Source organism: Pseudomonas sp. NPDC089422, from assembly GCF_044749405.1.
Taxonomy (GTDB): Bacteria; Pseudomonadota; Gammaproteobacteria; order Pseudomonadales; family Pseudomonadaceae; genus Aquipseudomonas.
Genome location: NZ_JBIVHW010000010.1, coordinates 203,831 through 217,336, shown reverse-complemented (window position 1 = coordinate 217,336; position 13,506 = coordinate 203,831). Strand labels below are relative to the sequence as shown.

Below are 13,506 nucleotides of genomic sequence, written 5' to 3'. Positions count from 1 at the left end.
TCGGCAGTGGTCAAGGAAAACCGATTATCGGGTTTCCTGGCCTGCCCTTGCCAGCCTCAAAACGACCTCAAGCGATCTGCGCCTTGGCCGACACCTGGTCGAAGGTCGTTTCGTCCAGCGCATCTTCCTGGTCATCCAGCACCTGACGCGGGTGCTCGAAGCCCGGGATGCTGCTGTCGATCAGGCTGAGCAAACGCGAGCCGCGCTCGGTGAGCACGAAATTCTCGCCGTTGCCGCCATCCTCCTGCGGTCGGCTCTCGATGAAGCCGCGCTCGAACAGCAGCTTTTCGTACTCGCAGGCGCGGGTTTTCAGGTGGTCAATGTCACCCACTGGCTGGCCCTTGGCGGCCAGCGCCGCAGCGTGCTGCTCGGCATAGGGGCGTGGCGTGAAGCTGTGACCGGCGCCGTTCTGCACCTCGTGCAGCAAACGCTCGATCAGGTCCCAGTCGTAGGTGCTGCTCATGGAGATGGCCTCCTGCTGTGGACGAAGGGGGTACACAGGTTGGGACCCGCTGAAAGTGTCGAGCGTTCAGAAAGAACTCAGCGCTGGCGTTGTTGCGCCTGCATGTATTGCCGCAGCAACTGGTTGATCCGTGTCTGGTAACCCGCGCCCTGCTCCTTGAACCAGGCAAGAACATCGGAGTCCAGGCGAATGGTAACCGTCTGCTTGGCTGGAACTCGCAGTTCGGCCTCGCGGAAAAAATCTTCTCCCAGCTCGGGGATATCAGAGGTATCGATATCCTTGTCGCTCTGTCGAGCCAGGCGACCCCAGTCAGTTTTCGATGCTTTGGTCATAATGTTTGGCCTCCCATCTGGTGGCTTTTCGCGCGGAGATGATGCGAATGACATCACCCTGCCTTTCCGTGTACACGACAACGCCTATCAGGCACTTCAACCAGCCAAGGCTGACCCAGCGCTCTTCATCGTGGTCCGGACGATCATCCCGACGAATCAGCATCGGGTGATTGAACATATCCGGAACATCGCAGAAATCGATGCCGTGCTTGCGGATGTTGATCTGGTTCTTCGCTTCGTCCCACTCAAAGAACATGGGACGCTCCGTATTTACATCTGTACATACGATACCTCCTGTTTGAGGGCGAGACTAGAGGGCAATCGCTCGCCCTTCAACAGCGCCAGGAGGCTTTGGGAAAAGGACTACAACATGAAGCGGAAGCAGCCTAACGAACCGGCTGGGGCGACCCCGTCACTGCTTGACCAGATAATTGATGAACAACCTGAACAACTCCGCATTCCCGGCAATCCCCAACCGCTGCCAGATGTTGTGCCGATGCACCTTCACTGTGCCTTCGGAGATTCCCAGCTCACGGGATATCGACTGGCTGCTGTGCCCCTGCAGGATCAGCTTGGCCACATGCCGCTGGGTTTCGGTCAGCTGGCCCTGAAGGATGTCGACGAAGGCATCTTCCAGCTGGCTGTCCGACTCCTGCGGGTCGGCCAGGTCATCGGCGTGGGCCAGGCGCAGGTGCTGGCTGAAAATGGCATCGATCACCGGTGTCAATGCCGCCAGGCGCTGCGCTTCTTCAACCTCGAACGCGCCCTTGTCCAGGCCGCGCATCAGCGAGTACACCAGCGCGGTACGTGGCCGCACCGGGACGATGAAGCCGATTTCCTCGATCAGGCTGCCGTGGTGCGAGGAGACGCAGGGGTGGATGTCATGGGAGATGGAAAAGCCCGAGGCGAAGAAGCTGTCCGGGGCCAGTTCACTCATGCGCCACAAGCCGGACGGGTGGTTGTTGGTACAGGCGACATAGAACGGGTCGAGCAGGTAACCACCGCGCAAATAAGCCTTGAGCGTGCGCTCGGCCACGCGCTGGTAGTAGCCGTCGTGAATCAGCAGCGCCGGCTGGTTGAAGCGGAACAGGTAGGCACAGCTCATGTCGAAATCGACCACGCCCTTGAGCGCAGCGTCGAGGGCCGGACCCAGGGTGTCGCTACCGATGCTGCGGATGACCGCACCCAGGCGGTCGGCGTTGTCGCTGTTCATTGCAAAGGCCTGTGCGGAGTGGGAGGAAAACGCGAATGCCGCCCGGCTTTGAAAGCCCGAGCGGCATTGAACGACGACAGGACTTGTCAGTGCAACGCTGGGCTGGCAGGCAGCAGGCCGGCGTCTTCCTCCTGGCGGCCCAGTTCCAGCGCCTTGGGCACCGCCAGCCAGTAAGCCAGCGCCATGCCCAGCAGGCCGCCGGCGAGCTTGCCGATGATCAGCGGCCCGATCAGCGTCGGCTGGAAGTTGGCCGAGTAGGCCAGGTGGTCACCGAAGGTGAAGGCTGCGCATACGGCGAAGGCGATCACCAGCACCTTGTCCTTCGGCGGCATGTCGGCCACCAGACGGAACATCGCCAGGATGTTGGCCGAAGCCGCGAGGATACCGGCGGCCCCCACAGGCGACAGGCCCAGTTTCGACGCCACTTTCTCGATCGGCCGCGACAGGAAGCGCTTGATCAGGTAGACCATCGGGAACGCGCCGCAAAGCATGATGCCGACATAACCGGCGATCTCCAGCGCCCGGAACTGGTCGGCCTTGTCGGCAATGATCGGCGCAAAGCCCCAGCCACCGAACAGCGAGGTGAACGCACCGGTGAAGTACTCGACGATCGAGGCCACCAGCACCAGCGTCACTGCCGCGTACATCAATTGCCCCAGCTTGAGGAACAGGCTGACCATCAGGTTGGGGAAGTAGCGCAATGCTGCCGCCAGCGCCACGCAGAACAGGATCAGCGGCGAAAGGTTGCGCAGCAGGGTCGGCAAGGTGAAGTGCAGCGCCTGGGTCGCGGCGCCAGCCGTGGCGATGTCCGGGCGCACGCCCAGGCCCATGGCCTGCATGCCCATGGCGATGAACACGATGCTGATCGGGATGCTCAGCAACCCGGCCATGATGCCCAGGGCCATGTACTTGTGGTCGGCCTTGTTGAGCATGGCCAGGCCCACCGGAATGACGAAGATCACCGTCGAACCGCACTGGAAGCCGGTGATCAGGCCGAGGATCCAGTCCTCCGGGCTGTGCGACAGCGCCTGGGCCAGCTGGTAACCGCCCAGGTCCGAAGCGATGAAGATCGGCCCGGCGATACCGGCGTCGGCGCCCATGGCCAGGAACAGTGGGCCGATGACGTGGCTGATGAAGCTGGAAATGAACGGGATGGCGGCCATGATCCCGGCCACCGGGATGAAGATCGGGCCGATGCTGTGCAGGCCGGCCGTAAATTCCTTGGCCAGCTCGGATTCTGCGTTGACGATCGAGGCGATCGCGCCGATCACGGCGCACACCATGATCACGTAGATGACGTAAGTGCCTATGTTTTCCATCTGCTGCCTCTGTCTTGTTGGAATTGGCTTGGGGGCAGAATTGAAGGGTGCTGCATATCGTTCTTGTTGAAGGCCGGCAGCGGGCTGCCGGCCGGGCATCACATGGCGGTGTAGGCGTTGTCGACGAACAGGTGCGAGCCACTGACGAAGCTCGACTCGTCGCTGGCCAGGAACAACGCGGCGTTGGCCACTTCGCTCGGGTCGCACAAACGCCCCTGCATGGTCTTGATCGCCTCATCGGAGGCATCCACGCCATAACCGCGCAGCAGGTCGAGCTCGCGGCGACCATGGGCGGTGCCGATGAAGCCCGGGCAAATGGCGTTGCTGCGGATGTTCTGGTCGCGGTACTCCACGGCCAGGGCGCGGGCGAACATGTGGCAGGCGCCCTTGGTGGTGCAATACAGCACCTCCATCGGCGTGCCGACAACGGCGGAAATCGACGAGGTGCAGATCACGCTGCCTCCACCGGCGGCAAGCATGCCCGGCAATACGGCCTTGGTGACCAGGAACATGCTTTTGACGTTGATGCTCATCAGCCGGTCCCAGTCGGCTTCGCTGGTTTCCAGGAACGGGCCAGCGGCGATGATGCCAGCGTGGTTCATCAGCACGGTGATCGGCCCGAAATGCGCCTGGCCTTGGGCCACGGCACGGTGCACCTGGTCGGCCTGCGACACATCGGCGGCGACGAACAGTGCCTGACCGCCACCTTCATTGATGCGTGCAGCCACGGCTTCGCCTTGGCTGGTGGGCAAGTCGAGGATCACCACCTTGGCACCCTCGGCGGCGAAAAGCTCCGAAGCAGCCAGGCCACAACCGCCTGCGCCGCCGGTAATCAGTGCCACCTTGCCTTTCAATCGATCCATGGGTGTGTTCCTCGGTTGTTGTGGTTGTGGCCTCAAACTAGAGCCGAGGATGGCTGCGGTAAATATACCCAGGGGTATAGCCGCCGGTCGCAGACGCTGAACCAACCGCCGCGCGCGCGTCTCCACCGGGCATCAATACCGCCGGAGGTAGAAAGGATGAAACCGCTGCTGCGCATCGCCTGTGCCACCGCCCTGTGCTGTGCCCTGCCCGCCTGGGCCTGCACACCGGAGGAAGCGACACAGAAAAGAGAGGAGCTGGCCGGGTTGGCCAGTCAGCTGACCGAACAGAACCCGCAGAAGGCCAAGGAGATCAATGATGAGCTCCAGGGGATGGAGCTGGGGACGGCAAGCAAGGACTTGCCCGACAAGTGTCAGCTGATCGACAAGCGGATCAAAGATTTGAAGGAAGCGGAGAAAAAAGCGGAATGATGTGCTTCCGGCTGGCGCTCGCCTTGTAGGAGCGGCCTTGTGTCGCGAAAGGGCTGCAAAGCAGCCCCGCGATATTCGCAATGACATATCTGGCAGGGGTCCGCATTGCGGCCCTTTCGCGGCACAAGGCCGCTCCTACAGGATCTGCGTCAAGCTTATTCAGCAGCCGGCTTGCGCTTCTTCAGCGGCGCCAGGCCATCGGAGCTGGCCAATGGTGCATTCGGCCGTGGTTTGGCGGTCGGCTTGCGCTTGGCAGCGGCCTTTTTATCGCCAGTCTTCTTGTCGACCTTCTTCTTCTTGGCACCCACCGCCTTGCCCGAAGCCTTGACCTTCTTCGGCCCGCTGTAAGTGCCCTTCACTTCCTTGATCACCCGGCGCTCGAACTGCTGCTTGAGGTAGCGCTCGATGCTGGACATCAGGTTCCAGTCATTGTGGGTGATCAGCGAGATCGCCAGGCCTTCGCCGCCGGCACGGCCGGTACGGCCGACGCGGTGCACGTATTCGTCGCCGCTGCGTGGCATGTCGAAGTTGATCACCAGGTCCAGGCCGTCGATGTCCAGGCCGCGGGCCGCCACGTCGGTGGCCACCAGCACCTTGGAGCTGCCCTGCTTGAAGCGCTCGATAGCCAGCTTGCGGTCCTTCTGGTCCTTCTCGCCGTGCAGCACGAAGGCTTTCACGTCCTTGGCCACCAGGTGGCCGTAGATGCGATCAGCCAGGGCGCGGGTGTTGGTGAAGATGATTGCCTTGTCGAAGGTCTCGTTGGCCAGCAGCCACTGCACGATGGCTTCTTTATGCTGATCATGGTCAGCGGTGATGATCTGCTGGCGGGTGCCTTCGGCCAGCTGCGAGACGCTGTTGAGCATCAGGTGCTCAGGGTCTTTCAGGACCTTGCCGATGATGTCGCGCAAGGCCGCGCCACCCGTGGTGGCAGAGAACAGCAGGGTTTGTTCGCGGTTCTCGCACTCCTTGCACAGGCGCTCCATGTCTTCGGCGAAGCCCATGTCGAGCATGCGGTCGGCTTCGTCGAGGATCATCACCTGCACGTGGGACAGGTCGAGGTTGCCGGCGTTGAGATGCTCGAGCAGGCGGCCCGGGGTGCCGATCAGCACGTCCGGCACCTTGCGCAGCATGGCGGCCTGTTCCTTGAAGTCTTCACCGCCGGTGACCAGGCCCGCCTTGATGTAGGTGAACTGCGAGAACAGCTGCACTTGCTTGAGGGTCTGCTGGGCCAGCTCGCGGGTCGGCAGCAGGATCAACGAGCGGATCTCGACGCGCCCGCCTTTCAGGTCGACCAGGCGGTTGAGCAGCGGCAGGACGAACGCCGCGGTCTTGCCGCTGCCGGTCTGCGCGGTCACACGCAGGTCGCGCCCTTGCAGGGCCAGGGGGATGGCCGCGGCCTGCACCGGGGTTGGCTCGACAAATTTAAGCTCGGCCACGGCTTTAAGCAGGCGTTCATGCAGGGCGAATTGGGAGAACACGGAGGTAACCTCAGGCAAGTGCGGGAAATTCAGTTGCATAGGGTAACGTTTTCTGCCGCCTTAGCCGAATTTCTTTTGGCAACTTTGTCGGCTTCCGCGCTCTAATGGCACCTCGTTTCGCTGTAAAAGACCGGTTTCAAGCTTATGGACATCCAACGCATCTGGCGTGACAGCCTCGACCTGTGGGGCACCCTCGACCAACATCCACTCCTGCATGCCTCGATCGGCCTGGCCGTGCTGCTGCTGATTTCCCTGGTACTCGGCCGCCTGGCGCGCTTTCTGGTGCTGCACAGCGCCCGCCTGCTGGCCCGGCAGACGGCACTGAAGTGGCTCGACGACCTGCGCCACAACAAGGTGTTCCACCGCCTGGCCCAGACCATCCCGTCGCTGGTGATCCAGTTCGGCCTGAAACTGGTGCCGGAACTGTCCGACACCGCCCAGCACTTCCTCGGCAACGTCGCCCTGGCCTTTACCCTGCTGTTCATGACCATGGCCCTGTCGTGCCTGCTCGATGCCCTGCTGGACATCTACGCGCGCACCGAACACGCCCGCACCCGCTCGATCAAGGGCTACGTGCAGCTGGCCAAGATGATGCTGTGGATCTTCGCCTCGATCGTCATCGTCGCCACCCTGATCGACCGCTCGCCGCTGTTGCTGCTGTCGGGCCTGGGTGCGATGTCGGCGGTGCTGCTGTTGGTGTACAAGGACACACTGCTGTCGTTCGTTGCCAGTGTGCAGCTGACCAGCAACGACATGCTGCACGTGGGCGACTGGATCGAGATGCCGCAGGTGGGCGCCGATGGTGATGTGGTCGATATCACCCTGCACACGGTCAAGGTGCAGAACTTCGACAAGACCATTGTCTCGATCCCCACCTGGCGCCTGATGAGCGAGTCGTTCCGCAACTACCGCGGCATGCAGCAGTCCGGCGGGCGACGGATCAAGCGCAGCCTGTTCATCGACGCCGCTGGCGTGCGCTTTCTCACCCCGGACGAAGAGCAGCGCCTGACTCAGGTGAGCCTGCTGGGCGATTATCTGGCCGGCAAGCGCCAGGAACTGCTGGCCTGGAACGAGGCGCTAGGGCCAGTGCCCGAGCTGTCGGCCAACCGCCGCAAGCTGACCAATATCGGCACGTTCCGGGCGTTTGCCCTGGCTTACCTGAAGAACCACCCGAATGTGCACCCGAACATGACCTGCATGGTGCGGCAGATGCAGACCACGGCTGAAGGTGTGCCGCTCGAGATCTATTGCTTTACCACCACCACGGTGTGGGCGGAGTACGAGCGGATTCAGGGGGATATCTTCGATTATCTGCTGGCGGTGTTGCCGGAATTCGGCTTGAGCCTGTACCAGCAGCCGAGTGGCAGTGACATGCGCGCAGGGCTGGCGGAGCGTGCGGCCCCCGAGCCAATGCCGCGTCGCCTTGAGGCAATGAACGAAGCTTGAGATTACCGGGGCTGCGTTGCAGCCCCTTCCCCTCTCATAATCCGCTTCAGCTGCCTAGCTTGCCAAAAGCGGTTTGCTTTCGCGGGCATTGACCATGCAGTACAGCGCGCCGGCCAGGATCAAGCCCATCGCCCAGCTGATATCCGCCCCCAGCCACTCGGCCACGAAGCCCGTGTAGAACGACAGTTTCATGAACGGGATGGTGCCGATGATCGACACGGCATACACCGCCAGGCTTCGACGATTGAAGCAGCCGTAACGCCCCTTGGCGTCGTACAACGCTCCCACGTCATACTGGCCCCGGCACACCCAGTAGTAATCCACCAGGTTGATCGCGCTCCAGGGGATCAACAGGTACAGCTGGCCGATCAGGATGTCGGCAAAGAACGTATCGAAATTGTATTGAGTCGCGATGGCAATCAGCGTTGCCACAGCAGTCAAGCCAGCCATCACCAGCGCTTTGGCAGTTGCGGTCACGCGCCTGATGGTCCTGAAGGCACCGAAGATCGTGACCGACGACATGTAGGCGCTGTACAGGCACAGGACGTTGTACTGGATCACCCCCAGCGCAATCACGGCCAGTGCCAACGGGGCCCACGGGCCAAACAACCCGGCAATCGCCGTCGCAGGGTCATGCCCCAGTGCCGAGGGCAATTGCACGGCCACCAGCGCGCCCAACGCCATCATGGCGAAGGAGCCCAGCGCGCAACCGCAATAGGTGGCCCAGAACGTGGCACGCGGGTTGACGCTGGCCGGTAGGTAGCGCGAATAATCCGCCACATAGGGGCCATAGCCCAACGTCCAGGAGGCGGCCTGCGCCACGATCAGGTTGAAGGCGGTGAATGAAAAGCCGGTAGTCACTGCCGTTGTGCCAGCCATGTCGCCGGGGTGCAGCAGAATCAGCACCAGGGCGCCGGCAAACACCAGCGTGGACAGCAGGCTCATCCACGCCCCCAGACGGTGGATCAGTTCGTAACCGACAAAACCGATGAGGAAGGTCAGCACACCGACCACCACGATGGCCTGGTCGTCGCTCATGGGCACCAGCGCCTGCACGGCATTGCGCATCAGCACGCCGCTGGCGGCGAGGAACAGTACAGCGGCCGTGACCATCACCAGCAAAGGCAGCGCCGCACCATGGACCCCGAACTGGGCCCGGCTCTGGATCATCTGTGGCACGCCCAGATGCGGCCCCTGGGCGGAGTGCGCGGCCATGAACACAGTGCCGATCAGGTTCCCCACCAACAGGCCCAGCAAGGTCCAGGCAAAACTCAGCCCCGACGCAACGCCCAGGGTGCCGACCATCAGTGCGGTTATCTGGAAATTGGAGCTGAACCAGATGGTGAACAATCGTTTAGGCGTGCCATAACGCTCAGCGTGTGGGACGAATTCGATACTTCGCGTTTCTAGCTTCACGCCGGTCTCCCGATTTTATTTTCATGATTATCGGGTAGGCATCGGCCAAGTTTGGGTTCATTAACGAACGCGTCTTAGCTAGCTGCGCCATGCCTTGCCTGATAACGTCAGGCTACCCAGGCGGCTCATCCACACCGACGCCAGGATCACCGCCCCGCCGATGAGCAGCCTGCCCAATGGCTCGTGCTGGTTCCAGATCAGCAAATTGAGCAGCAACCCGACCGGCACATGCAGGTTGTTCATCACCGCCAGCGTGGCGCCAGAGACCAGGCACGCGCCCTTGTTCCACCAGTAGAGGCCCAGGGCCGTCGGGCACAGGCCGAGGAACAGCAGCACCAGCCACTGCACGTCGGTGCTCGGCAAGTGCTGGGCATTGCCGAACAGCAGGAAGGCCGGCAGCACCACGATCAGCGCGCCCAGGTAGAAGTAGCCGAAACGCTTGTAGTGCGGCAGGTCGCTGGGGTTGCGGGCGACCAGGTGGCGATACAGCACTTGGCCGGCGGCGTAGGTGAAGTTGGCCAGTTGCAGCAGCAGGAAGCCGATGAAGAAATCGCCGCTGATGCTGTCGAAGCGGATCACCCCGGCTCCCGCCACGGCCACCAGGGCCGCGAGCAGCGCCCAGGGGTTGAAGCGGCGGTTCAGGGCATCTTCGATCAAGGTCACGTGCAGTGGCGTGAGGATGGTGAACAGCAGCACTTCCGGCACGGTCAGCACGCGGAAGCTCAGGTACAGGCAGACGTAGGTGATGCCGTATTGCAGCGCGCCGATCAGCAGCATCGAGCGCAGGAAGCGCGGCTCGACCTGGCGCCAGCGGGTCAGCGGCAGGAACACCAGGCCGGCCAGCACCACGCGCGCGAGCACGGCGAAATAGCTGTCGACGTGCCCGGCCAGGTACTCGCCGATCAGGCTGAAGGAAAACGCCTGGATCAGCGCGACGATTATCAGGTAGCCCATGGTTGCCTCTCGTGGATCAAGGGCGCGACCTTAGCGGGTTGCGGCAAGTGAGTTCAACCATGAGGAATGTGGGGCCGGCACAGGCAACACAAGAAAACCAGGCATAAAAAAGCCCGGCCATCAGGCCGGGCAGGTACACCCAAAGGAGCAAGAACAGGTGTCAGGGATGGGAATTCGTTGACCCTCAGGCCACCGCAGCCAGCTTGGCCTTGGCCTGGTTAAGGCCCTTTTCGTGGAACTCGCCGCTCATGTTCAGGCCTTCGGCATGGATGAAGTCGACATCGTGAATACCGATGAAGGCCATCACCTGGCGCAGGTACGGTTCCTGGTGGTCGCTGGTGGCACCGGCATGGATGCCGCCACGGGCAGTCAGGACAATGGCGCGCTTGCCAGTGAGCAGGCCTTGCGGGCCGGTCGGGGTGTACTTGAAGGTGATGCCGGCGCGCAGCACGTGGTCCAGCCAGGCCTTGAGGGTGCTGGGGATGGTGAAGTTGTACATCGGCGCGGCCATCACCAGCACGTCGGCTGCCAACACTTCATCAGTCAACTCGTTGGAACGGGCCAGGGCCTCCAGTTCGGCGGCGCTGCGCTGTTCTTCAGGCTTCATCCAGCCGCCGAGCAGGTTGGCATCCAGGTGTGGCACAGGGTTCACCGCCAAATCACGCACGGTGATCGCGTCAGCCGGGTGCGCCGCTTGCCACTGCTGGATGAAGTCACGGGTCAATTGACGAGAAACGGAATCCTGTTGGCGGGCGCTGCTTTCGATGATCAGTACGCGGGACATGAGGTGCCTCCATCGGCAAAAAGGGTTGCGATTCGATGGAGGTGAGATTAAGGCTTGACCTATCGATAAAAAAGCGTAAAAAGTGGGTTCAATCTATCGATTAATCCGTTTTATTGCGCTTTGCAGTCCAGCGCGATGCGCAGCTTGATGATCTGCCGATTGAAATTGGCCGTCACATCGACGCGTTTGCCAGCCGGCACGTTGACCCGGCGCACCCGAGGCGCCTCGGGCCCGTTACGGAAGGTCACCTTGCAGGCTGCCGGCACTTGCCCATAGTTGTTCAGGGTAATGGAGCCGATGTCGTAGGCCGTGTCATAGGTGGTGTAGTCCAGCTTGACCCCGGTCAGTTCCTTCTCCACGTCGATGGGGTAAGCCATGGCCCCAAGGGGCAGGCACAGCAAAATTGCCGCACAACATTTCTTCATGGGCGCTCTCCTTGAAAGAGCGCAGCTTAGGACAACAGGAGCCAAACATGAAAGCGCCGCGCGTGACCCTGGATCAATGGCGGACCCTGCAAGCAGTGGTCGACCATGGCGGGTTTGCCCAGGCCGCCGAAGCCCTGCACCGCTCGCAGTCTTCGGTCAGCTACACCGTGGCGCGCATGCAGGAGCAACTGGGCGTGCCGCTGTTGCGCATCGATGGCCGCAAGGCCGTGCTGACCGAAGCCGGCAATGTGCTACTGCGCCGCTCGCGGCACCTGGTCAAGCAGGCCAGCCAGCTGGAAGACCTGGCGCATCACATGGAGCAAGGCTGGGAGGCCGAGGTACGCCTGGTGGTCGATGCCGCCTATCCCAGTGCCCGCCTTGTGCGCGCCCTGGCTGCGTTCATGCCGCAGAGCCGCGGTTGTCGGGTGCGCCTGCGTGAAGAGGTGCTGTCGGGCGTCGAGGAAGTGATGCACGAAGGCATTGCCGACCTTGCCATCAGCAGCTACAGCATCGGCGGTTACCTGGGCACCGAGCTGAGTTCGGTGGAGTTCGTCGCCGTCGCCCACCCCGAGCACAGCCTGCACCGCCTGGGCCGGGAGATCACCTTCCAGGACCTGGAAAGCCAGCTGCAGGTGGTGATCCGCGACTCCGGCCGCGCCCAGCCACGCGATGTCGGCTGGCTAGGCGCCGAGCAGCGCTGGACGGTCGGCAGCCTGGGCACCGCCGCCACCTTCGTCGGCAGCGGCCTGGGCTTTGCCTGGTTGCCACGGCACATGATCGAGCGCGAGCTGCGCGACGGCGTGCTGAAGCCGCTGCCGCTCGATCAGGGTGGCAGTCGCCACCCACTGTTCTACCTTTATTCGAGCAAAGAGAAGACCCTGGGCCCGGCCACGCAGATTCTCATCGACCTGCTGCGCAATTTCGACACCGCGCCACTGGACGTGCCCTTCGCAGCCCCCCCACAAGCCTGAGAGGACCGCGCCCATGGCCTATTTCGAACATGAAGGATGCTCGCTGCATTATCAGGAATATGGCCAGGGCGAACCCTTGGTGCTGCTGCACGGTCTCGGCTCCAGCAGCCAGGACTGGGAGCTGCAGGTACCCGAGCTGAGCCGCCACTATCGGGTGATCCTCATGGACATCCGCGGCCACGGCCGCTCCGACAAGCCCCGCGACGGTTACCAGATCGCCACCTTCAGCGAAGACCTGCTGGCCCTGCTCGAACACCTGCAGACCGGCCCGGTGCACTTCGTCGGCCTGTCCATGGGCGGCATGGTCGGGTTCCAGTTCGCCGTGGACCACCCGCACTGGCTGCGCAGCCTGTGCATCGTCAACAGCGCCCCCGAGGTCAAGCGCCGTACCCGCAGCGACTGGCTGTGGTGGCTCAAGCGCTGGGGCCTGGCGCGCATCCTCAGCGTCGAGACCGTCGGCCAGGGCCTGGCTGCCAGGCTGTTCCCCAAGCCCGAACAAGCCGAGCTGCGCAAGAAGATGGCCGAACGCTGGGCACGCAACGACAAGCCCGCCTACCTCAAGAGCTTCGACGCCATCGTCGACTGGGGCGTGCAGGAACGCATCGGGCAGATCCGCTGTCCCACGCTGGTGATTGCCGCAGACCACGATTACACCCCGATACACCTTAAAGAGCGCTACGTCGCCCTGATGCCCCACGCCAGGCTGGTGGTCATCGACGATTCCCGGCACGCTACACCCCTCGATCAACCCGAGGTCTTCAACCAGACACTGCTGCAGTTCCTCGCAGCCGCTTCCACCTCTCAAGGATCATTGAGCCCATGCTGAAAAAACTCCTGCTCACCGCCTGCTCGGTCGCCTTCGCCACCAGCGTCATGGCCTCCGACAAGACCCCGCACGTTCTGCTGGACACCAGCTTCGGCCAGGTCGAAATCGAGCTCAACGCCGAGAAGGCACCGATCAGCACCAAGAACTTCCTGCAGTACGTCGACAGCGGCTTCTACAACAACACCATCTTCCACCGGGTGATCCCGGGGTTCATGGTCCAGGGCGGCGGTTTTACTGACCAGATGGTGCAGAAAGACACCCAGGACCCGATCAAGAACGAGGCCAGCAACGGCCTGCAGAACACCCGCGGCACCCTGTCGATGGCGCGCACCTCCAACCCGAACTCGGCCACCAGCCAGTTCTTCATCAACGTCGCCGACAACGACTTCCTCAACCCGGGCCGCGACGCCGGTTACGCCGTGTTCGGCAAAGTGACCAAGGGCATGGAAGTGGTCGACCAGATCGTCAACTCGCCTACCACCGTGAAGAAGGGCATGCGCGACGTGCCGACCGACCCGGTGTTCATCAAGTCCGCCAAACGCATCGACTGACCGCCGGTTTCACAGGGACGTGAAACCTTCCGGGGT

Annotated in this window: 16 protein-coding genes; 5 read left to right on the top strand and 11 right to left on the bottom strand. The window is 62.5% G+C overall.

The window, feature by feature from the left end; translation table 11 throughout:
* Positions 1-67 precede the first annotated feature (67 nt).
* From ACIPZ8_RS20040 to ACIPZ8_RS20015, 6 genes are all read right to left on the bottom strand, one after another.
* Entirely contained in the window at positions 68-463 is a 396-nt protein-coding gene (locus tag ACIPZ8_RS20040; RefSeq protein WP_400726622.1) for a transcriptional regulator, read from the bottom strand.
* Positions 464-540: 77 nt separating this feature from the next.
* Positions 541-795 (bottom strand): BrnA antitoxin family protein, encoded by a 255-nt coding sequence (locus ACIPZ8_RS20035; RefSeq protein WP_400726620.1) that lies wholly within the window; start codon positions 793-795, stop codon positions 541-543.
* Positions 773-1,051 carry a BrnT family toxin gene (locus tag ACIPZ8_RS20030; RefSeq protein ID WP_400726617.1) on the bottom strand — a complete coding sequence of 93 codons (279 nt, stop codon included), beginning with the start codon at positions 1,049-1,051 and terminating at the stop codon, positions 773-775. The genes ACIPZ8_RS20035 and ACIPZ8_RS20030 overlap by 23 nt, the downstream gene beginning before the upstream one ends.
* Before the next feature lie 156 nt (positions 1,052-1,207).
* A complete protein-coding gene (locus ACIPZ8_RS20025) occupies positions 1,208-2,008 on the bottom strand; it encodes a LuxR C-terminal-related transcriptional regulator (protein WP_400726614.1) in 801 nt (266 codons plus the stop codon).
* An 86-nt stretch (positions 2,009-2,094) separates the two neighbouring features.
* On the bottom strand, positions 2,095-3,327 hold the full coding sequence (gene eutH, locus ACIPZ8_RS20020) for an ethanolamine utilization protein EutH (protein WP_400726611.1): 1,233 nt from the start codon (positions 3,325-3,327) through the stop codon (positions 2,095-2,097).
* 98 nt (positions 3,328-3,425) lie between these two features.
* Complete coding sequence (locus tag ACIPZ8_RS20015) at positions 3,426-4,190, bottom strand: SDR family NAD(P)-dependent oxidoreductase (protein WP_400726608.1); 765 nt, start codon at positions 4,188-4,190, stop codon at positions 3,426-3,428.
* Positions 4,191-4,346: 156 nt separating this feature from the next.
* Here ACIPZ8_RS20015 and ACIPZ8_RS20010 point away from each other — a divergent pair, with 156 nt between their 5' ends.
* Positions 4,347-4,619: a hypothetical protein gene (locus tag ACIPZ8_RS20010; RefSeq protein ID WP_400726605.1), complete on the top strand. Its 273-nt coding sequence runs from the start codon at positions 4,347-4,349 to the stop codon at positions 4,617-4,619.
* 155 nt (positions 4,620-4,774) lie between these two features.
* Here the strand turns inward: ACIPZ8_RS20010 and ACIPZ8_RS20005 are convergent, their stop codons facing one another.
* Complete coding sequence (locus ACIPZ8_RS20005) at positions 4,775-6,136, bottom strand: DEAD/DEAH box helicase (RefSeq protein WP_400726602.1); 1,362 nt, start codon at positions 6,134-6,136, stop codon at positions 4,775-4,777.
* 105 nt (positions 6,137-6,241) lie between these two features.
* Here ACIPZ8_RS20005 and ACIPZ8_RS20000 point away from each other — a divergent pair, with 105 nt between their 5' ends.
* On the top strand, positions 6,242-7,543 hold the full coding sequence (locus tag ACIPZ8_RS20000) for a mechanosensitive ion channel family protein (RefSeq protein WP_400726599.1): 1,302 nt from the start codon (positions 6,242-6,244) through the stop codon (positions 7,541-7,543).
* A gap of 54 nt (positions 7,544-7,597) precedes the next feature.
* Here the strand turns inward: ACIPZ8_RS20000 and ACIPZ8_RS19995 are convergent, their stop codons facing one another.
* The 4 genes from ACIPZ8_RS19995 to ACIPZ8_RS19980 form a co-directional block, all read right to left on the bottom strand.
* Positions 7,598-8,959: a purine-cytosine permease family protein gene (locus ACIPZ8_RS19995; RefSeq protein ID WP_400726596.1), complete on the bottom strand. Its 1,362-nt coding sequence runs from the start codon at positions 8,957-8,959 to the stop codon at positions 7,598-7,600.
* 78 nt (positions 8,960-9,037) lie between these two features.
* A complete protein-coding gene (locus ACIPZ8_RS19990; RefSeq protein ID WP_400726594.1) occupies positions 9,038-9,913 on the bottom strand; it encodes a carboxylate/amino acid/amine transporter in 876 nt (291 codons plus the stop codon).
* A gap of 184 nt (positions 9,914-10,097) precedes the next feature.
* Positions 10,098-10,697 (bottom strand): FMN-dependent NADH-azoreductase, encoded by a 600-nt coding sequence (locus ACIPZ8_RS19985; RefSeq protein WP_085675798.1) that lies wholly within the window; start codon positions 10,695-10,697, stop codon positions 10,098-10,100.
* Positions 10,698-10,807: 110 nt separating this feature from the next.
* On the bottom strand, positions 10,808-11,122 hold the full coding sequence (locus ACIPZ8_RS19980) for a 3-phosphoglycerate kinase (protein ID WP_400726591.1): 315 nt from the start codon (positions 11,120-11,122) through the stop codon (positions 10,808-10,810).
* A 47-nt stretch (positions 11,123-11,169) separates the two neighbouring features.
* Here ACIPZ8_RS19980 and ACIPZ8_RS19975 point away from each other — a divergent pair, with 47 nt between their 5' ends.
* From ACIPZ8_RS19975 to ACIPZ8_RS19965, 3 genes are read left to right on the top strand one after another with little or no spacing between them, the layout of a single operon-like run.
* Positions 11,170-12,093, top strand: coding sequence for a LysR family transcriptional regulator (locus ACIPZ8_RS19975; RefSeq protein WP_186603403.1), 924 nt, complete (start codon positions 11,170-11,172; stop codon positions 12,091-12,093).
* Between the two features lie 13 nt (positions 12,094-12,106).
* On the top strand, positions 12,107-12,919 hold the full coding sequence (locus tag ACIPZ8_RS19970; RefSeq protein ID WP_400726588.1) for an alpha/beta fold hydrolase: 813 nt from the start codon (positions 12,107-12,109) through the stop codon (positions 12,917-12,919).
* Positions 12,913-13,470 (top strand): peptidylprolyl isomerase, encoded by a 558-nt coding sequence (locus tag ACIPZ8_RS19965; RefSeq protein ID WP_400726585.1) that lies wholly within the window; start codon positions 12,913-12,915, stop codon positions 13,468-13,470. Before ACIPZ8_RS19970 ends, ACIPZ8_RS19965 begins: the two co-directional genes overlap by 7 nt.
* The last annotated feature ends 36 nt before the right edge of the window (positions 13,471-13,506 follow it).